Genomic DNA, 20,037 nt, shown 5'->3' with positions numbered 1-20,037 from the left:
ACACCGAATAAACTAAGTAGTTTTTTGATACATTACTTTCATATTCTTTTTACAAAAATAAAAAATAGCAATCTTAATTGCTATAAAATATTTTCATTTTTATTTAATTAATCATTTTCATATATTTCTATTTTTTGCTGTTATATACATAATTTTTTTATCAATAATCAGCGAGGTTATTGAATCATTAATAACTTCACTAAAAATTTTTCTTGCTTGTTTTTTTGGACCATTAAGCTCAATTACAAATAAGCCCTCACTTCCTCCAACATAAAGTTTATCATTTATAGCAATTAAACTTCAAACCGAACAATTAATGGGTCGCGTTTAGTTTTCTTAGGTATTGCTTTGAAGAAGTAAAACAATCAGCTAATTATATTATTTAATTACTAAACTAACCCTGCCTTTCTTGTTATTGTCATTTTTATTCTTTTTCATTTTATCATATTATTGAATTTTTACACAACAAAAATTATTAATATTATTAAATTTTCACTAATATATATTAATTTTATATTTTTACTTACTTAAATCTATTATATTTATTTGTTACAGCATTACCTTTATAATTAATTCAACTATCATCATTTTTATTATTATATTTATTTCATAATGAATTTTTATATATTTCTTTTCTGATTTCTATTTCTGAATTAATATTTTCATTAATGTAATGTAATACATTTAAGTTGTTTAAATTTGCCATTCTTAAATGTAATAGATTATTTAAATTCTTATGATTATATATTTTTGCCCCATAGCCTAATTGTTGTTTTACTAAATGCGATACATCACTTTCAATGCTACAACCGATATTTCATTCTAAATTTTGATGATGAATACCTTGCTTATTATTACTGAAATAATTACTCGCCTTTCTTAAATTTGTTTTAATATCTTTATTTAATTCATTTTTAGCAACATTACGAATGTTTTTGATTAATTCTTGATGATTTTTCCATCCTTATATAATTTAATTCAACTATTTAGTGTTACTTTGCGATTTTCAAAAATAATATTAAATGCGGTTTGTTTTAATTTTTTAATAGCGTGATAACCATCTAAAATATATCTAACATTACCAAAACTGTTCGCAATTTCTCTAATTCAAGAATCACCATCACCACAAACAATTATTCTGTCATAATTAATATTTACATAATTTTTTTGTACTTCTTTAATTAATAAATCACGATAATCCATCGTATTTATTCGTTTACCAACTTTTAACATTAAAAAATGACCTCGTTTGTTTTCTAATTCTCTACGAGCATTTTTGTAATTTTTTTCTTTATGTCCGGTATGAAAAGTAACTAAACGAATTCTTTGGTCTTGTTTAACTTTCTGATCTAATGTTGCTAAAAATGTCTCATCTAGTTGAATATACAAATCCTTATTTTTGACATCAATTCTAGTTTTAGTTTCTTTTTCTGCTAGTTGAAAATATTCAGCAATATCGTATTTATTTAAAATATTTGAAATACTAGCTTTTGAAATATAACAATGATTTAGAGCATCTAAAACATCACGATACCGTTTACCATCTCCCAAAAGACTTAAAACTTTAAATTGGACATCAAAATAAATGCGTTGTTTAGGCAATAAGCCAATTTCTTTATCTAACAAACATACATATTCAAATTTACCTGATTTTTGATTTCAATATTTATATCGGCGTCGTTTAAAAGTAACATCACCAAAAATTGTAATAATTGTTCTTGGTGCAAAATGAACTACTTTATAACCTTGTTTTAACCGATAATGATATTTATATAAGTATTCATCTAATTTTTCATATTCATTAGCCAATTGTTCGCATTTATTGATGTACATATTTTTATGGGTTGTAAATAAACTAAATCAATGGTTGTTTTCTGAGGTTTTTACATTATTATTAATTTTTAACATAATAAATTACCTTTCTTGATAGTAACTTTAACAAATTTTAGTATTCAATAAACCGAAAAAAATGATAAAAATTCTTATTTGATGATTTATAATGAGATTCCAAAGTAAAGAAATTGCAGATTAGGATTTGGAGAAAGGAAAAGGTGTTGTAAATTTTATTAATTAGTAAAAATTCACGAAAGGAATTTAATTAATATGAAAAAATTACTCAGTTTATTAAGCACAATAACAATGGCCGGAAGCGGAATGTCAGGAATTGTCGGAAACGCTCTAACTTCAACAAAAAGTGAAATCAGTTATTTAAAAACAAATAATTTAAAAAATTTAGATAAAAAAGTTTATTTTATTGAAGATAAACCAAACAATTATGATGCTATAGAAATTAGCGAAATAAAAGGGCAAGTTAATGATATTGCAATCCATGACAGAAATATTAAGTCTACAGTTGCTGGTGCTACTTATTTTGCAACAGATGATGGATTATATTTTAAATCAAGACCTTCCTTCATCAAACTTAATTAAAATTAATGGAATAAATAACAAGGTTAATCGCATTATAATTTCTCAATCAACAGGAGAAGCTTACGCAATATCTGCAAATAAAAAAATTTATTTGATTGAAGATAAACCAAACAATTATGATGCTATAGAAATTAGCGAAATAAAAGGGCAAGTTAATGATATTGCAATCCATGACAGAAATATTAAGTCTACAGTTGCTGGTGCTACTTATTTTGCAACAGATGATGGATTATATTTTAAATCAAGACCTTCATCAAACTTAATTAAAATTAATGGAATAAATAACAAGGTTAATCGCATTATAATTTCTCAATCAACAGGAGAAGCTTACGCAATATCTGCAAATAAAAAAATTTATTTGATTGAAGATAAACCAAACAATTATGATGCTATAGAAATTAGCGAAATAAAAGGGCAAGTTAATGATATTGCAATCCATGACAGAAATATTAAGTCTACAGTTGCTGGTGCTACTTATTTTGCAACAGATGATGGATTATATTTTAAATCAAGACCTTCATCAAACTTAATTAAAATTAATGGAATAAATGAAGCAGTTATTTCTATTATAATTGAACAAAAAAGTGGTAATGTATTTGCAATAACTAAAACTAAAATGCTTTTAAATATTATTATTCAAATAAATAATTTACGGTTTAATAACATTATTAATGATGAAATTATTTTAAATGAATTAAATTATTTAAATCCTAATTTAGATATATCACAATTAGAAATTATTAATAAAACAGATACATCAGCTACAATTAAAGCAAAAGACAATGGTAAATATTTTGGTGAAGTTACTGTTAATTATAAAATTAAAAATAAAGATGAAATTAATGCTATTAATTTAAATGAATTAATTAAAAGAGCAGTATTTTTTAAGTTTCGTGATGAAAACCCTAATTTAAAATTTAAAGAAATAAAATATATTGATACTAATAATTTAAATTTTTCAAATACTGAAATAACAAAAAGAGAAAATTCATTTTTATGATCTAATGCTCCTAAAAATGTATGTTCTGATAGAGAAATTATCAATAAAACTCCAAATACAAGATCATTTAATGTACCCACTTGTGAATATAATTCAAAATCAAAATTAGTATTTCAAATTACAACAGGATTAACTAAAACAAAACAAGAAAATAAATTAAATGGTTGAAACATAAATTCTGATGATGAAATGAAATTAACAGATTTTACAAATATAAATAATAAAAATTCTAAAATCATTAATGTATTATCAAATGAATTTGATTTATCAAACACAAATAAACAAGAACAAGAAATGATTTTAAGTATTTTTAAGGTACCCGCTGATAAATTTGAACTTAATCCCAATGAAAAATTAAAAATTACTTATCCAGTAAGAATAATTACATCTAAAGTTATATTAAATTTAAAACAAAAAATTACAGGAAATATTACTGCCAAAATAATTGATGATAACAATAAAGAACAAGTAGTTACATTATCAATTACAGAAGTAATGCAAATTTTACAAAAATATAGTTTATTACCCAATGAAATTACTATAGATAAAAACAATGATAACATAACATTTAACGGTGAAGCATTTTTTTCATCAGAAAGAGAAGGGCCGGTAAAAACAAATACAGTTACTACTATAGTATAAGGTTTTATAAAAACGATATTAGCTATTTAGAACAATAACTTTAATTGGAGCAAGTACACCATGTTTAATTTCTTGTGAAAAATAAGAAAAATATTCAAACCAGTAATTTTAATTAATTACTGGTTTCTTATTTTATTAAAATATAAAAAATGAAAAGTTGCTTAGTTGTTTAAGAGTATTGTCATCATAGACAACCACCTTTTAGGGTAGTAATTTTAACAGTTTTTAAATTTAGTTAACTTATTTTTCTGTTTTAATGATAAATGTTTTTCTAGGATTTATTTCTATTCTATATCCGCTTGAGTGATCATAGTAATTTATTGTCATTTCTAATTGGATAAACTTTTGGATTTTGTATGTTTTTCTATTGTTATTTTGGTTAATTATTTTGCCATATTTTCCTGTTAAATCTTCAATATTTTTTCTTATTTCATTGTTTTTTAAAAAAGCAGGAGTTATAAATTCAAGTTTATCATTTGTTGGTTTTGGTCTTTCTTTAAGTACTTTTTCAAGATTTTTTTTATTTATACTTATAGGAACTTTTATTATTATTTTTAATTCATCATGATGTTGTTGAATATTCTCAATTTCAACTTCTTTTAAATTTTCAAGTTTAACTTCTTTTTCATAAATTTGATTTTTAATCATTGGTGGTGTTATTGATTTATTTGTTTTATTATTACAACCAGTTATGAATAATGTTGCTAATTCCAAGAGAGTTAGTATATTTAAAAATTTCATAATTTTAACTTCTTTATTTTTTCTATATATATATATATATATTACACGAAAATTCTTAAAATCATTAGAAAAATGGCAAAACCGATTAAAAATTGGAAGGTATAGTAAAAAGCTGGTACTGTTTTAAAAACTGGAAAAATATCGGTTGAAAAGTTAACTGTTGCTTTTGCAATAATTGCTAATGGTCGTAAAATCGTGATGATTTGTGACGCTGTCAGTATTCAGTTTATCATTTTGATACCAGCATTTTGAATGGCACAACCAATATCATTAAATGTTGGTATTCATCGTCCCGAATATTTGCAATTTGCTGGTGGAATTAAATCGTCTCATTCACTGTTATTTGAACCATCAGGGATAAAGGCTGTTGAATTTAATACATTAAAGTCATAAATTTTAAAATTGTAGTTAGAAATATTACCTTTGTGATAAAGTGGAAAAGTTAAGGTAAAAATATTAATACCATAACGAATATCAATATCGGTATTGAGATAATTAATACTGTTAGCAGTCTTGCTGGTTGGCAAGGTAATTAGTTTATTGTCGTAAGATTTAAGGACATTAAAATTAATTTGATAAATGCTATTGGTATTGTTAATAGCATTGTAATTCTCTTGGTGCATTTTTTTGTCAAAAGTAAAGAAATAACTTCTTAGTAATAATTCTGAGTTTCCTATAATATTTACTAAGTATTTTTTGGGATAAAAGGTAATTAATGAACGATAAAAGAAACCTATTTGAATAAAATAATCCTTCTTATAGTTTTCTATACCCTTAAAATCAATTTCGGTATGAGTTTTTTCGTCCATATCAAAAGTCGCATAAAATAAACTAGCAAAGAAATTGCCAAGAATTTCATAGATTTCATCAAAAACATTTTTGTAATCGCTGTTGTTAATACTAGGAATGTTATTTTTAAAATATAGGTAAATATCATTTTTTAAATCGGGGTCATATCGTAGAAAACTAAATTTAACATTGAGGTAATTTAAGGTTCCGAAAAGGTACTTAATTAGGTAATAATCGTTAGCTCTTGTGGTGTCATATTTTCATATTTCATTTTCACCGTGTAATAATTGTAAATAGTTATTTCCAGCAATTAGGGTTTTATTAAATGCCTTAATTTTGAGGACATTATCGTTGTTATCATCTTGTTTCGGAATGACCATTTTAATCGTATTTGTTCCTTGCAATTGTGTGCTCGTTTCAATTGCGGTGAATTTAACGGTAAATGTTCTGTCAGCGACATTGTCTGTTGTTAAATCAAAAGTAGTGCTATCGTCTAAGTAATTGTTGTCATTATCTTTAATTTCTGTATTATAGTCGATGCCTTCAATTGCATTATTTACGCCAGCAAGATTGTTAATTTTTTCATTAAGTCTTTTTTTAATTTTTTTTATAACTTCAATTTTGGTTGCATTTGTAGGGTCGATTATTTCTGAATTTGGTAAAATAGTTGAAGTCTTATGATAAAAATAGCTCTCGTCTTTAAAGCCGTGATTTTTAATCGTAAATTCTTTGTAATAACCTTTTTCTAAGGTGTCAATGAAATTAAATACTGGTGTTCAATAAAGATAAGAATAATTGAATTTGTCAAAATCACCGCGATGAATCATTAAATAATCAAGATTATCAACAACATCGTTATAGTTATGGTTTCCATCAAATTTTTTGGTTATTTCTGGCAAATCAATGTCGGTTGTATCTTTTTCTGTTTTAATGATAAATGTTTTTCTAGGATTTATTTCTATTCTATATCCGCTTGAGTGATCATAGTAATTTATTGTCATTTCTAATTGGATAAACTTTTGGATTTTGTATGTTTTTCTATTGTTATTTTGGTTAATTATTTTGCCATATTTTCCTGTTAAATCTTCAATATTTTTTCTTATTTCATTGTTTTTTGAAAAAGCAGGAGTTATAAATTCAAGTTTATCATTTGTTGGTTTTGGTCTTTCTTTAAGTACTTCTTCAAGATTTTTTTTATTTATATTTATAGGAACTTTTATTATTATTTTTAATTCATCATGATGCTGTTGAATATTCTCAATTTCAACTTCTTTTAAATTTTCAAGTTTAACTTCTTTTTCGTAAATTTGGTTATTTTGTCTTTTGTTTCTAATTAGTGATTGTGTTGTTATTTCGTCATTATTAATATTTTGGGGAATGGTAAAAATGTTATTGAAACTAATAATTAACACGGTAAATATTTTCATAAACATTTTTATCACTCCTTTTTAAAATATTTTATTTTTCATTGTTCTTTTGGTTTTGATTTTTTTAATAAGTCACTCAATGCTACAGTTTATAACTACTGCTATTGTAATGCATATATCTAAATATCCTAGTATCATAAGTGAAATTAATACTTCAAATTTTTCATATAATAATTTCAAATCATTAGTTTCCAATTTTAAAAATGGAATAAAAAAGATAATAATCATAAAAATGTAAGGTAAAATTCTCCATCAATATTTTTTTAAAGAATTAATTAGTTTGTTTGATTTCATTTTTTAAGGTTCTTTTTGCTTTAATTTTCTGAATAATAAAGCGGATGAATTTTTCAAATTTAATTGCAAAATATATTGCTCCGCCTCATCAAAAAACAAATATTCCTGCTAGCATAATACCACTATTGAACTTGCCAAAGAAATCAACCATCTCTTTATTCATAAACTCATTAAATTCGTTACTTGTTCCAGTTATTCATTTAGTATCAATTGCTGTTAATGCACAAAGTAATAAGCTTATAAAAATGAAAATGATACTTAATACTATTTTTAACCACTGCTTTTTAAAAGAATTTTTAATTCTTAATTTTAATGGCATTTTTTCTTTTGAATTATCTTTTTTAAATAATTTTCCTAAAAGTTTCTTCATTTTAATTTTCCTTTCATATTTTTATCGTCCTTTAATCACAATAAATAAAGCAATAAGTACACAAGTGACACCAAGAATGGTAAAAATTGGGTGTTGCGAAAATGTCCGAGCCATTGGTTTAAATAGTTCTAAAATTGTTAAATTGCTAGTAATAAACTTTTGGAAATTGGCAAGTCCCTCGCTAATATAGTTCGTTAAAGTTTCAAAATGACTACCAGCCAATAATCCAAGAACAGTTATTAAGATAAAAATAATAATTAGTTTAAACATTGTTAGTTCCCTTGTTTTGTTTTTATTGGTTTTATTTGTTTTTTAGCTTTTCCTCAGGCACTTAAACGACCTTTATTTTTAACCGCATATTGGCGTTGTTTTTCCAAATTAACTTGTTGACTACCAAATCCAAGAATAATTGCCATAAGAAATTCTACAGCCAGTGTTAAGAATAGAGGAAATATTAGTTGAATATTCGTTCCCGGCACTTCTAAACTTCAAATTAAGTCAAAAACTTTATAAAGCATTTGAGCGAGAAAGTCGGCCATTTTTGCGAGATTTTCCATTTTTTATTATTCCTTTTCTTTCATTTTTCTTAAAAATTTGCTAAATTTATCCATTTTTAAGTATTCTAAGTCTTCTAAATCAATTGCGGTGTCAGTATAGTATTTGTCTTCATAATCAGGATTTACTTTTGCATTTAAGTAATCTCTTAAAAATGCTAGGTAAAAAGAATTGTAAGTGTTAAGTATTGGTAGAGGAATTTTTAGTTTAAAAAAATAGATATCGAGTTCAGGAATATCACGATATTTAATGCGACGACCTTTTTTGCTATTTTTCGCATCGATTAAGGTGTTTCGTCAGCGTTCATATTCTTCAATGCTCGTAAAGGTACCATAGATGACTTTTAAGTAGGGGCGAAAAATATTAACGGGTTTTTTACGAATTCCCACAATTACATTATTGGCAATATCACGAACTTTAACTCAAATATGTTTATCTCTCTGACCGCTAGCAAGCACAATATGACCAAAATGCCGTGCCAGAGCGAAATATTCTTGAATACCGCTTTCTTCGTTTTTGGTATTATTTTTTTCTCAATCGGTTCCTTCTAAAAATAAATTGGTTTCATCTCACAAAAGCAAGGTTTTGTCAGGCAATACTGGATAATCAAAGTCTAACAATCCCATATGCCCTAAACTTAATTTTTGGGTTTCTAGTAATGGAAATGTTGATGCGATATGATATTTTTTCTTTTTTAGTAATTTTGATGCGTATACTAGAAAAGCAGTTTTTCCAGTTCCTAATGAACCAATAACGATGTTTAATGGTGAATTTTTTAAAAAATTAATAACTTTGTTAATTTGCGTTAAATTACTGATTTTAAAAAGGAAAATTAAAATACAACCTGCTAAAAATAAATAACTTACAATGTTTTTAAAATAACCGTTGTAAATATATCAAATTGCTCCTCAATGTCATAAAATTAAAAATGAGGTGCGATTTAATTCAATAAAATGGTTATTTTTTTCTATTATTCATTTGCAAAATTTCATCTTGCACCTCACTTTATTTTTTTGTTAGCGTACCGCTCCAAGTAATTTTTCAAACATTTTAAAGCAAATAAAGAATATTGCCAAAATAAATGGAAAAATGAATATTCAGTAGTCAGCAAAGAAGTTACCGACTTGTGGCATATTAACAGCAATAATTTCTCACATTTTAGTAAACGCCGTTATAATCGCATTTCATAATTTAGTCATTGCGTCACTAGCTGTTATTTTTGTTACTGCTGGTGCTTCTATTAAGAAAGTTCCAATCATATAATCACCCCCTTTCTTTTTAAAGCATTCATCATTTATATTCAAAATTTTTCTTAAATTTGTTAAAACCACGATTAATCTTAACACGATTATATTTTTTCCTAATTAATTTTGAATTTCTTTGGGAATGCATCACAATGTAACTTCTTGACATTAATTTTTTCCCTATCTAAATACTGATATGGTTTTTCAAAGTAGCATTAGAATAAATCACACCATAATCGCTGTTAAGAATCAAAAAGCAATGTTTGCTATTAAAAGCCAAAGTGTTTCTTGAGTTAAATCAATTTCTTTATCACCACTAATATGAGCCGGAATAGTTGTAATTTGAATAAATAAATCTCAGAAAGTTTGTTTGATTTGTTCTCAATCAAATTCTTTTAAGTTTATTGTCATTTTTTATCTCCCAAAAATCATTTTTATTGGTAAATATATAATTGAAATTAACGCGAAAAGAAAAGTAATGATAATAATTAATCCGGCAATAAACGCAACTTGTGCAGGCATTTTTTCTATCGGAACAAACAGTTTTAAAAATTCCATAATAATTTCTCAAAACATTATTTTTTATCCGCATTATTTTCTTTTGAATTAGGGGTTTTAACTCATTCTTCAAAGCGAGCAATAAACACTTTTTCGTCTTTTGTGAAATTACCAGTATTATTTTTAATGGCATTTTTATATTTAATTCGCATTTTTATTTTGGCATAAATTTTATAAGCAAAATATGCCAATAGCATGATGCTGATAATAATAAATATTAGTCCAATTGCAATATTCATTTTTAAGCTCCTTTAAAATAGTTATAATTTATATCCTTTTTGTTGTTTTCTTTTTCGGCAATGAAGAAGCCTAATAATTCTTGTCCCTTAATTAATTTGGTTTCTTGCTCTTGTTGATTAATTGAAATTACTTGATATTTACTATCTTTTATTATTCCAATACAAATCGAATTTTCATATTTTCCTTTATAAACAAATCGCTTTGGAAACCAAATGCCGATTTGTTCATTAAATCATGGAATTTTAGGTGCTTTAATAAACATTGCGTTTTGTGTTTCTTTTAAGAGATATTTTTTAGTATTTAAGAAAATGTTTTCAATGTTTTTCATAATAAATTACCTTTCTTATTTGTTATAAACTAAGTTACATTAACTAAGTTAGTTGACTCAGTTTTTTAAACACTTATATATCGCAGATTTAAGTGTTTAACAAGCTTTGTTAGTAAATTTTGTTTTTTTAATTAGATAAAGATTTTAATAATTTTAAACTTAATATACCCCTATATAGAAATTTCTACACTTTAACATCCGCATCCTACCCTTGGAACTAATTTAATAGCGTGTATATTTTTAGGAAATCCACCCATTCATTTTTTTATTGCAAAATGAAACAAATTGCTATAGCTAATAGGATGTTATCTATCAACTGGTAAACTTCTTTTGGTTATGGCGACCACCCACAATTTATCGTGCTTTAATACATACCAACATTATTAATTCACTTGTATTTAATTTTCAAAGAACAAATTTTTAACACCTTATAAAATAAAAAGACAATCATTGCTGACTGTCTTAATACTTATTCAAATCTTTTCTTACCTAACAAAACTTTATGCGTCCCAATTAATGTTTTTAATTTCTATAGGTTTTTTATTGGAATCATCTAAATCTAATTCATATAATTTCCCATTTCCTGGATCAGAATATCAAGAATTTCTTGTATGAAAGTAAAGTTTATTATTTACAACATATGAAACATAAATAGTTCTTAAATTATCGTTATTGTTATCTTTTTCTTTAAAAATAGAAAAATCATTAGTTTTTGTATTTAATTTAAAAATTTTACCTTCATTTCCAAAATATTTTGTTTCTATTCCAATATAAATATTATCTTTATAAGAAGAAAGCGTTTCAAGTCTATTTTTTTCATATGGAATATTATTTGGAATACTATCATTTTTTTTAGGTTGTTTTTTTGAATCATTAAGCTCAATTACATATAAACCATCACTTCCTCCAACATAAAGTTTATCATTTACAACAAGCAAACTATCAACTCAATTACTTATTCCTTCTATTTTTTTAGGTTGTTTTTTTGAATCATTAAGCTCAATTACATATAAACCATAATTTTTTGTTCCAATGTAAAGTAGTTTATCATTTACAACAAGCAAACTTCAAATTTCATCATTAATACCTTCAATTTCATTAAGTTTTTTATTCGGATCATCTAAATCTAATTCATAAAACTTTTTTTCGTCATCTTTTGTCCCGCTTACATAAAGTTTATTATTTCAAATTGCTGATTTATAAAATACATTATGTTTATCATAAAATAAGCTCTCTAAATTATTTTGTTGTGGTAATTTATTTGTTTCAGATTTGCCATTACAAGCAACTAAACTTGTTACATTTGTTCCTACTAATGTAATTGCACCTAAAGTACTTAGAAATTTTTTCATAATATTTTATCCTTTATTAATTTTAAATTTATATTCTTACATCTTATCATAAATTAATAAATTAATTTCTCCTTTTTTAAGATTTTTATTGATTGTGCAAAACATCTGTGGTACATTACACTAACAACTATATTTTAAAATTTAACCTTTTTCATTATTAACATTAAATGCTTCTAACCAGCGCAAATACTTTATAACCATTTCAATATCATAATAAACATTATCCAAAATAACATTTCTAATTTGATTTAAAGAATGAACTTTATGAAAAGAACATAATAATTCGGAATTTGGACTAGCAACTGGACCTAAATCTCATATAAACGAAAATTCATCATTATTAATTAATATTTGCGGAATTTTCTTATTATTATCAAGAGCCACTGTTGTTAATTTTTCCATAACTATTGGTGTAAAAAGTTTTCTTAAATTAATTGGATCATCATCTTGTAATTTAAATAATGAGGCAAATTCTGCTGATTCAAAACAATCTTTATTTTTTCTTAACGAACGAATAATTTTTAAATCTTCACGATTAACAGTAGTTATTAAATTTGTTGCTTTTGTTTTCGCAATTAAATACAACTTGCGATAATATGTTCTTCTTAAATAAGAATTTCCTTTGTTATCACTGCTAGTAGTTAAATGTTCATAAATAATAGTTCCAAATTGAAAAGGAAAATCTTTATATTTACCCACAAAAGTATTTTTATAAAAAAAATCATTATAGAAACTCTGATGTTTAACTGGCAAATTAGTGAGTCCTGCTTTAACTTCACTAATAACTACTTCTGGATAAGCAATATTTGTATAATATGAATAAAAACTACTTAATGTTTCTAAATTATTAAAAGCACTAATTAACTTAGTTCAAGCCTTATTTCTTAAAAATAAAATTGTTATCCCAGTTAATATACAAATAATAGTAATAATAATTAGAAAAACAGGAATGGCCATTGCTCATTGAAAAACAAAAGATAAAAAAATTACCGGCAACATCACAATAAAACTTAAAATTATTAATAACAAACCTCAGTACCGATATCAAAGATTTAAATATTTTTCATCAGTTGCAGAGAGCATTAATCCATTAAAAATAACATTAATATTTTCATTAATAGCACATTCAACTTCTACAGGAATTTTATTTGTTAATGAATTTTCCATCCTTTATCACACTAAAAATTAATTTTAACATCTTCCCTTTCTAAAACTTATTAGTATTAGTATGGTTAGTATTTCTTAAAGCTATAACTTGATTCAAAGTTTCTTTTTCACATTTCATATATAACTTTAGTAGCATCAATTAACTTCACTAATATCGTCTTGCGTTCTTAACAATCAATTGCTTTTTAAAAAACTATTGCTCATAATTTACTCCTTAAATATTTACAATAGTTTCATTATATAATAATTACTATAAAATAACACCACCAATAAATTATCATAAAAACAAAAAAATCCAACTTTATTGTAAAGTTAGATTATTTATATCACTTAATGGTGACCCGTACGGGATTTGAACCCGTGAATGCACGCGTGAAAGGCGTGTGTGTTAACCGCTTCACCAACGGGCCCTAAAATGGCGCCTAGTGTAGGGCTTGAACCTACGACCTACCGGTTAACAGCCGGTTGCTCTACCAACTGAGCTAACTAGGCAATTGTTTAATTCAATCATTTTAAATTATATCTACTTTTAATTTTTTTGCAACTAAAAATGCCATAGTTTAACAATTTTGCATTTATTAAATTTCCGGATTTTTTAGTTACAATAATTCTAACTTTAAGATACAACACAAGAATAAATTTAAATACGATTATTCCTTATTTAATAAAATTTTAAGTTTAATTCATAAATTACTATGCAATAATAAATTTAAAATAATACCAACAATTGAAGATAATGACATACCTGTTAATCTTAAACCATCTGCAATATTCAGAACAGCTTGACCAATGGCTAAAATTAGCATAATACCAATAACAAATATATTTTTCATATCATTTAAATTTACTTGATTATCAAATAATACTTTAATGCCATTAGTAGCAATTAATCCAAAAAGAACAATTCCTACTCCTCCCATAACGGGTTTAGGAACCATCGTTATTATTTGCGTAACCGGAGCTAAAAATGAAACCCCAATTGCGATTACTGCCGCTCCACCAGTTACCCAAACAGAACCCATTCTAGTAATTGAAACAACCGAAGCATTTTCACTATATGTTGTATTAGGTGGCCCCCCAATAATTGCTGACACCGAAGTAGCTAAACCATCACCTAACAATGTCCGGTGTAATCCTGGATTTTTTAAATAATTATTTCCTGTAATTTGACCAATATTTATATGATCACCAATATGCTCAGCAATCGTAATAAATATTAATGGTAATAAACTAAAAATAGCAGTAACTAATATTTTATTATCAATGTTTCAAATTCCTTTAAAAACACTTTTATTTCAAGGGTGTCAGCTTCAATTATTAATATTTGTAAGTAAAGATGTATTAATAATTTCATAACTACTACTAAAATGAAATATTAATGCGACTAAATATCCAACAATCATTCCCAATAAAATCGGAATTACCTTAAAAATTCCTTTACATAAAATATTAAAACTAATAATTGCCAATAAAGTAATTCCTGCAATTAAAATTGCTATTCAGTAAGGATAAACCTCTTTTTCACTTACTCAATTTGGAGGATTTAAACCTGAATTATTAATAGCAATTCCTGCCACCGATAAACCAATTATAATAATCATTGGTCCAATTACTACGGGTGGTAAGATTTTATTAATTCACTTATTACCAATAAAATATATAATTAAAGCAACTAACATATATCCTAAACCAACAAAAAATAACGCTAAAAAAACAGAACCATTGCTAGTCCGATCCGTTATTTTTAATAATGTGCCTATAGTTGTCATATATGCAAAAGAAGAACCTAAATATATTGGAACTTTTGCCTTAGTAACTAATATATAAATTAAGGTTCCTAATCCCGAAGCAAATAATGCCATTGAAGTAGTAATTATCATTTGACCGGAAATATTATTGATAACTAATGGTGCTAAAATATTCGCACCAAACATTGCAAAAACATGCTGACAAGAAAATAAAAACCATTGATAATAATTTTGCGGTTTTTGTGATGCTGTTAAAAGTAAATTTTGAGCCATATCTGCTTCCTTTCTATATTGAAAAAGCACTTAAATATAAATATTTAAGTGCTAAAAACTGGAATTAATTTAAGAAAAGAATTATTGGTAATTATTATCATTTTCATTACATTAACTCCTTTCTTTTTTTTCGCCAATATAAATGATAACATTAATCCGTTTAAATGTCAAAATAATATTTTAATTGGGTCGCGTTTAGTTTTCTTAGGTATTGCTTTGAAGAAGTAAAACAATCAGCTAATTATATTATTTAATTACTAAACTAACCCTGCCTTTCTTGTTATTGTCATTTTTATTCTTTTTCATTTTATCATATTATTGAATTTTTACACAACAAAAATTATTAATTTTATTAAATTTTAACTAATATTTTTACTTACTTAAATCTATTATATTTATTTGTTACAGCATTACCTTTATAGTTAATTCAACTATCATCATTTTTATTATTATATTTATTTCATAATGAATTTTTATATATTTCTTTTCTGATTTCTATTTCTGAATTAATATTTTCATTAATGTAATGTAATACATTTAATTTGTTTAAATTTGCCATTCTTAAATGTAATAGGTTATTTAAATTCTTATGATTATATATTTTTGCCCCATATCCTAATTGTTGTTTTACTAAATGCGATACATCACTTTCAATGCTACAACCAATATTTCATTCTAAATTTTGATTATGAATACCATGCTTATTATTACTAAAATAATTACTCGCCTTTCTTAAATTTGTTTTAATATCTTTATTTAATTCATTTTTAGCAACATTACGAATGTTTTTGATTAATTCTTGATGATTTCCATCCTTATATAATTTAATTCAACTATTTAGTGTTACTTTGCGATTTTCAAAAATAATATTAAATGCAGTTTGTTTTAATTTTTTAATAGCATGATAACCATCTAAAATATATCTAACATTACCAAAACTATTGGCAATTTCCCTAATTCAAGTATCACCATCACCACAAACAATTATTTTGTCATAATTAATATTCACATAATGTTTTTGTAATTCTTTAATTAATAAATCACGATAATCCATCGTATTTATTCGTTTACCAACTTTTAACATTAAAAAATGACCTCGTTTGTTTTCTAATTCTCTGCGAGCATTTTTGTATTTTTTTTCTTTATGTCCGGTATGAAAAGTAACTAAACGAATTCTTTGGTCTTGTTTAACTTTCTTATCTAATGTCGCTAAAAATGTCTCATCTAGTTGAATATATAAATCCTTATTTTTAACATCAATTCTAGTTTTAGTTTCTTTTTCTGCTAGTTGAAAATATTCAGCAATATCATATTTATTTAAAATATTCGAAATACTAGCTTTTGAAATATAACAATGATTTAGAGCATCTAAAACATCACGATAGCGTTTGCCATCACCCAGAAGACTTAAAACTTTAAATTGGACATCAAAATAAATGCGTTGTTTAGGCAATAAACCAATTTCTTTATCTAACAAACATACATATTCAAATTTGCCTGATTTTTGATTTCAATATTTATATCGGCGTCGTTTAAAAATAACTTCACCAAAAATTGTAATAATCGTTCTTGTTGCAAAATGAACTACTTTATAACCTTGTTTTAAGCGATAATGATATTTATATAAGTATTCATCTAATTTTTCATATTCATTAGCTAATTGCTCGCATTTATTGGTGTACATATTTTTATGGGTTATAAATAAACTGAATCAATGCTTATTTTCTAAGGTTTTTACATTATTATTAATTTTTAACATAAAAAATCACCTTTCTTGGTAGAGAAAATTTAACAAAGTTAAATTTTGTTAGTTTATTTTTAAAGATAAATGTTTTTCTAGAATTAGTATTCAATATTTTGAAAAAATAATAGAAATTATTATTTGATAGTTTATAATTAATTTGTATTAATTAGACTGTACAAATTTGAGAAAGGATGTTGATTGTTTGGTAAATTTTATTAATTATTAAAAATTAACGAAAAGGATTTGATTAACATGAAAAAGTTGCTTAGTTTATTAAGTACAATAATAGCGAGCAGTGGAATAGCGGGAATTGTTGCTAATAGTCCTTATAAAAAAGAAAAATTAGAAAATATTAATAATAAAAGACAAAAACGGAGTAATAACCAAAATAATAAAATAAATAGAACAAAAATTGTCATTACAACAAAGGGAACAATTCGATCTGATGGGATTATTTTAAATAATAAACTCTATTTTGGTTCTAGTGATAATCATGTTTATGAATATGATCCTGCAACAGGACAACAAAAAATAGTTATAACAACAAATGGCGAAGTTTGGTCTTCTGGTGTACTATTGAATAATAAACTATACTTTGGTTCGGCAGATGGTAATGTTTATGAATATGATCCTGCTACAGGACAACAAAAAATTGTCATTAGAACAAATGGCAATATTTGGTCTTCTGGTGTAGTATTTAATAATAAACTCTATTTTGGTTCTAGTGATAATCATGTTTATGAATATGATCCTGCAACAGGACAACAAAAAATTGCTATTAAAACAAAAGGATTAATTCGTTCTTCTGGTGTAATATTGAATAATAAAATCTATTTCGGTTCATGAGATTATAATGTTTATGAATATGATCCCGTTACAGAACAACAAAAAATAGTTATAACAACAAATGGCGCAGTTTGGTCTTCTGGTGTGGTATTGAATAATAAACTATACTTTGGTTCAGATGATGGTAATGTTTATGAATATAATTCTATTTTAAAAGAACAAAAAATTATTTTTGAAGCAATTAATAATAATTCTATAAAATCTTCTGGTGTGGTATTGAATAATAAACTATACTTTGGTTCAGATACTCCCGGAAATGTTTACGAATATGATCCTACAACAGGACAACAAAAAATAGTTATTAAAATAAATAATGCTGAAAATATAAGGTCTTCTGGTGTTATTTTTAATAATAAATTATACTTCGGTGCTGGTGATAATAAAGTATATGAATATGATCCAGAAACAGGACAACAAAAAGTTGTCATTACAGCAAATTCATGAATTGAGTCTTCTGGTGTAGTGTTGAATAATAAACTATACTTTGGTTCGGCAGATGGTAATGTTTATGAATACAGTAATTATGATTTAAATTCAAATTTAGGACAAATTAATAATAATTCTGATAATACAATTTTAAATAAATTAAATTATTTAAATCCTGATTTAGATATATCACAATTAGAAATTATTAATAAAACAAATAATTCAGCTGTAGTAAAAGAAAAAAATAATTTAAATAATGATATTATAAATATCTATTATTTAATTAATAATGAACAAAATAAAATTATTAATTTAAATGAATTAATTAAAAATGCAATATTTTTTAAATTTAGAGATGAAAATTCTAATTTAAAATTTAAGGAAATAAATTATATTGATACTAATAATTTAAATTTTTCAAATACTGAAATAACAAAACAAGAAAATTCATTTTTATGATCTAATGTTCCTAAAAATGTATGTTCTGATAGAGAAATTATCAATAAAACTCCAAATACAAGATCATTTAATGTACCCGCTTGTGAATATAATTCAAAATCAAAATTAGTATTTCAAATTACAACAGGATTAACTAAAACAAAACAAGAAAATAAATTAAATGGTTGAAACATAAATTCTGATGATGAAATGAAATTAACAGATTTTACAAATATAAATAATAAAAATTCTGAAATCATTAATGTATTATCAAATGAATTTGATTTATCAAACACAAATAAACAAGAACAAGAAATGATTTTAAGTATTTTTAAGGAACCCGCTGATAAATTTGAACTTAATCCCAATGAAAAATTAAAAATTACTTATCCAGCAAGAATAATTACATCTAAAGTTATATTAAATTTAAAACAAAAAATTACAGGAAATATTACTGCCAAAATAATTGATGATAACAATAAAGAACAAATAGTTACATTATCAATTACAGAAGTAATGCAAATTTTACAAAAATATAGTTTATTACCCAATGAAATTACTATAGATAAAAACAATGATAAAATAACATTTAACGGTGAAGCATTTTTTTCATCAGAGATAGAAGGGCCAGCAAGAATAAATACAGTTACTATTATAGTATAAGGTTTTATAAAAACGATATTAGCTATTTAGAACAATAACTTTAATTGAAACAAGCACAACAAGTTTAAATTTCTTGTAAAAATAAAAAATATTCACACCAGTAATTTTAATTAATTACTGGTTTCTTATTTTATTAAAATATAAAAAATGAAAAGTTGCTTAGTTGTTTAAGAGTATTGTCATCATAGAAAACCACCTTTTAATAGGGTGGTTTTTAACAATTTTTAAATTTAGTTATTTAAGGAGTTTCAATTTCAAAATTATTTGTTTCATTTAATCTGTAATTTGTTTTATCGAAAAAATCTTTGAAATTATATAAATCTGTGCCATGTGCTTTAATTGTTATTTTTTTATTAATTACTCATGTTTTATAAGTGCTATTTTCTTTTATTTTTTGTCCATGTGTTGTTATTAAGTTTCTAATTTTTTCTTGTTTATCCTGATTATTTTGCAATTCTTTTGTAAATTGGAAAGTAAAATCATTTAAGTTTTTTAATTCTGGTAATTTTTCATTTAGATTGCTATTATCTTTTTTATATATGTTAACCTCTGCAACACTATTTGTTGAATTCAAAATCCAAAAATTCACTTTTTCTAAGTCTATAATTTTAAAATCATAAGTTTTATTTTTGTTATTTTTTTGTTCTACTGATTCATTTGGTTTTTTAGAACACCCTATTATTGGTAGTGTTATTAATCCTAAAATAGCGGTTATATTTAAAAATTTCATAAAATTAACTCCTTTATTTTGTTTTTTCAATA

23 protein-coding genes and 2 tRNA genes are annotated in these 20,037 nt (G+C 24.6%); 3 read left to right on the top strand and 22 right to left on the bottom strand.

Translation table 4 applies throughout. The features are described 5' to 3' along the window. Window positions 1-523: 523 nt before the first annotated feature. Together AAHM88_RS02100 and AAHM88_RS02095 are read right to left on the bottom strand one after the other, a co-directional pair. Complete coding sequence (locus AAHM88_RS02100; protein WP_342262628.1) at window positions 524-706, bottom strand: hypothetical protein; 183 nt, start codon at window positions 704-706, stop codon at window positions 524-526. Between the two features lie 233 nt (window positions 707-939). After that, window positions 940-1,908 carry an Mbov_0401 family ICE element transposase-like protein gene (locus AAHM88_RS02095; protein WP_342262629.1) on the bottom strand — a complete coding sequence of 323 codons (969 nt, stop codon included), beginning with the start codon at window positions 1,906-1,908 and terminating at the stop codon, window positions 940-942. Window positions 1,909-2,103: 195 nt separating this feature from the next. Between AAHM88_RS02095 and AAHM88_RS02090 the strand changes: the two genes are divergently transcribed. Then, entirely contained in the window at window positions 2,104-2,430 is a 327-nt protein-coding gene (locus AAHM88_RS02090; RefSeq protein WP_342263088.1) for a hypothetical protein, read from the top strand. Next, window positions 2,381-4,072 (top strand): hypothetical protein, encoded by a 1,692-nt coding sequence (locus tag AAHM88_RS02085; protein WP_342263087.1) that lies wholly within the window; start codon window positions 2,381-2,383, stop codon window positions 4,070-4,072. Before AAHM88_RS02090 ends, AAHM88_RS02085 begins: the two co-directional genes overlap by 50 nt. A 240-nt stretch (window positions 4,073-4,312) precedes the next feature. On the opposite strand, the gene AAHM88_RS02080 is transcribed toward AAHM88_RS02085, so the two are convergent. The 19 genes from AAHM88_RS02080 to AAHM88_RS01990 all read right to left on the bottom strand — a co-directional run bounded on the left by AAHM88_RS02080 (window position 4,313) and on the right by AAHM88_RS01990 (window position 16,917). Next, complete coding sequence (locus AAHM88_RS02080; RefSeq protein WP_342262530.1) at window positions 4,313-4,813, bottom strand: hypothetical protein; 501 nt, start codon at window positions 4,811-4,813, stop codon at window positions 4,313-4,315. Between the two features lie 41 nt (window positions 4,814-4,854). Then, window positions 4,855-7,035 (bottom strand): hypothetical protein, encoded by a 2,181-nt coding sequence (locus tag AAHM88_RS02075; protein ID WP_342262531.1) that lies wholly within the window; start codon window positions 7,033-7,035, stop codon window positions 4,855-4,857. Between the two features lie 15 nt (window positions 7,036-7,050). Beyond that, window positions 7,051-7,257, bottom strand: a complete 207-nt coding sequence (locus tag AAHM88_RS02070; RefSeq protein ID WP_342262532.1) for a hypothetical protein — start codon at window positions 7,255-7,257, stop codon at window positions 7,051-7,053. Between the two features lie 43 nt (window positions 7,258-7,300). Further along, the gene (locus AAHM88_RS02065; protein ID WP_342262533.1) at window positions 7,301-7,693 is read right to left on the bottom strand and encodes a hypothetical protein; all 393 of its coding nucleotides are present in this window, start codon (window positions 7,691-7,693) and stop codon (window positions 7,301-7,303) included. A 21-nt stretch (window positions 7,694-7,714) separates the two neighbouring features. Continuing rightward, a complete protein-coding gene (locus tag AAHM88_RS02060; RefSeq protein WP_215826579.1) occupies window positions 7,715-7,963 on the bottom strand; it encodes a hypothetical protein in 249 nt (82 codons plus the stop codon). A 2-nt stretch (window positions 7,964-7,965) separates the two neighbouring features. Then, on the bottom strand, window positions 7,966-8,250 hold the full coding sequence (locus AAHM88_RS02055) for a hypothetical protein (protein WP_338968736.1): 285 nt from the start codon (window positions 8,248-8,250) through the stop codon (window positions 7,966-7,968). 6 nt (window positions 8,251-8,256) lie between these two features. Next, on the bottom strand, window positions 8,257-9,240 hold the full coding sequence (locus AAHM88_RS02050; protein ID WP_342262534.1) for a hypothetical protein: 984 nt from the start codon (window positions 9,238-9,240) through the stop codon (window positions 8,257-8,259). A gap of 24 nt (window positions 9,241-9,264) precedes the next feature. Then, entirely contained in the window at window positions 9,265-9,507 is a 243-nt protein-coding gene (locus AAHM88_RS02045) for a hypothetical protein (RefSeq protein ID WP_342262535.1), read from the bottom strand. A 19-nt stretch (window positions 9,508-9,526) separates the two neighbouring features. After that, window positions 9,527-9,661 (bottom strand): hypothetical protein, encoded by a 135-nt coding sequence (locus tag AAHM88_RS02040; RefSeq protein ID WP_342262536.1) that lies wholly within the window; start codon window positions 9,659-9,661, stop codon window positions 9,527-9,529. An 11-nt stretch (window positions 9,662-9,672) separates the two neighbouring features. Beyond that, on the bottom strand, window positions 9,673-9,903 hold the full coding sequence (locus tag AAHM88_RS02035) for a hypothetical protein (protein WP_342262537.1): 231 nt from the start codon (window positions 9,901-9,903) through the stop codon (window positions 9,673-9,675). A gap of 3 nt (window positions 9,904-9,906) precedes the next feature. Further along, the gene (locus tag AAHM88_RS02030) at window positions 9,907-10,068 is read right to left on the bottom strand and encodes a hypothetical protein (protein WP_342262538.1); all 162 of its coding nucleotides are present in this window, start codon (window positions 10,066-10,068) and stop codon (window positions 9,907-9,909) included. Further along, entirely contained in the window at window positions 10,068-10,289 is a 222-nt protein-coding gene (locus tag AAHM88_RS02025; RefSeq protein ID WP_342223528.1) for a hypothetical protein, read from the bottom strand. The genes AAHM88_RS02030 and AAHM88_RS02025 overlap by 1 nt, the downstream gene beginning before the upstream one ends. Window positions 10,290-10,291: 2 nt before the next feature. Next, window positions 10,292-10,618: a hypothetical protein gene (locus tag AAHM88_RS02020; RefSeq protein ID WP_338967359.1), complete on the bottom strand. Its 327-nt coding sequence runs from the start codon at window positions 10,616-10,618 to the stop codon at window positions 10,292-10,294. A gap of 500 nt (window positions 10,619-11,118) precedes the next feature. After that, window positions 11,119-11,970: a hypothetical protein gene (locus AAHM88_RS02015; RefSeq protein ID WP_342263086.1), complete on the bottom strand. Its 852-nt coding sequence runs from the start codon at window positions 11,968-11,970 to the stop codon at window positions 11,119-11,121. Between the two features lie 141 nt (window positions 11,971-12,111). Then, the gene (locus tag AAHM88_RS02010) at window positions 12,112-13,137 is read right to left on the bottom strand and encodes a hypothetical protein (protein WP_342263085.1); all 1,026 of its coding nucleotides are present in this window, start codon (window positions 13,135-13,137) and stop codon (window positions 12,112-12,114) included. A 334-nt stretch (window positions 13,138-13,471) separates the two neighbouring features. Beyond that, window positions 13,472-13,547, bottom strand: a tRNA-Glu gene (locus AAHM88_RS02005). 6 nt (window positions 13,548-13,553) lie between these two features. Continuing rightward, a tRNA-Asn gene (locus AAHM88_RS02000) sits at window positions 13,554-13,629 on the bottom strand. A 158-nt stretch (window positions 13,630-13,787) separates the two neighbouring features. Continuing rightward, window positions 13,788-15,158, bottom strand: coding sequence for a uracil-xanthine permease family protein (locus AAHM88_RS01995; protein WP_342263084.1), 1,371 nt, complete (start codon window positions 15,156-15,158; stop codon window positions 13,788-13,790). Window positions 15,159-15,534: 376 nt separating this feature from the next. Next, the gene (locus tag AAHM88_RS01990) at window positions 15,535-16,917 is read right to left on the bottom strand and encodes an Mbov_0401 family ICE element transposase-like protein (protein WP_342263083.1); all 1,383 of its coding nucleotides are present in this window, start codon (window positions 16,915-16,917) and stop codon (window positions 15,535-15,537) included. A 237-nt stretch (window positions 16,918-17,154) separates the two neighbouring features. Here AAHM88_RS01990 and AAHM88_RS01985 point away from each other — a divergent pair, with 237 nt between their 5' ends. Beyond that, on the top strand, window positions 17,155-19,275 hold the full coding sequence (locus AAHM88_RS01985; protein WP_342263082.1) for a PQQ-binding-like beta-propeller repeat protein: 2,121 nt from the start codon (window positions 17,155-17,157) through the stop codon (window positions 19,273-19,275). A 238-nt stretch (window positions 19,276-19,513) separates the two neighbouring features. Here AAHM88_RS01985 and AAHM88_RS01980 read toward each other — a convergent pair whose 3' ends face one another. Further along, on the bottom strand, window positions 19,514-20,005 hold the full coding sequence (locus AAHM88_RS01980; protein WP_342263081.1) for a hypothetical protein: 492 nt from the start codon (window positions 20,003-20,005) through the stop codon (window positions 19,514-19,516). Between the last annotated feature and the right edge of the window lie 32 nt (window positions 20,006-20,037).

The sequence above is a fragment of the Spiroplasma endosymbiont of Dromius quadrimaculatus genome, assembly GCF_964031155.1.
In the GTDB taxonomy this organism is placed as follows: domain Bacteria; phylum Bacillota_I; class Bacilli_A; order Mycoplasmatales; family Nriv7; genus Nriv7.
This window is presented reverse-complemented; position numbering and strand designations above follow the sequence as displayed.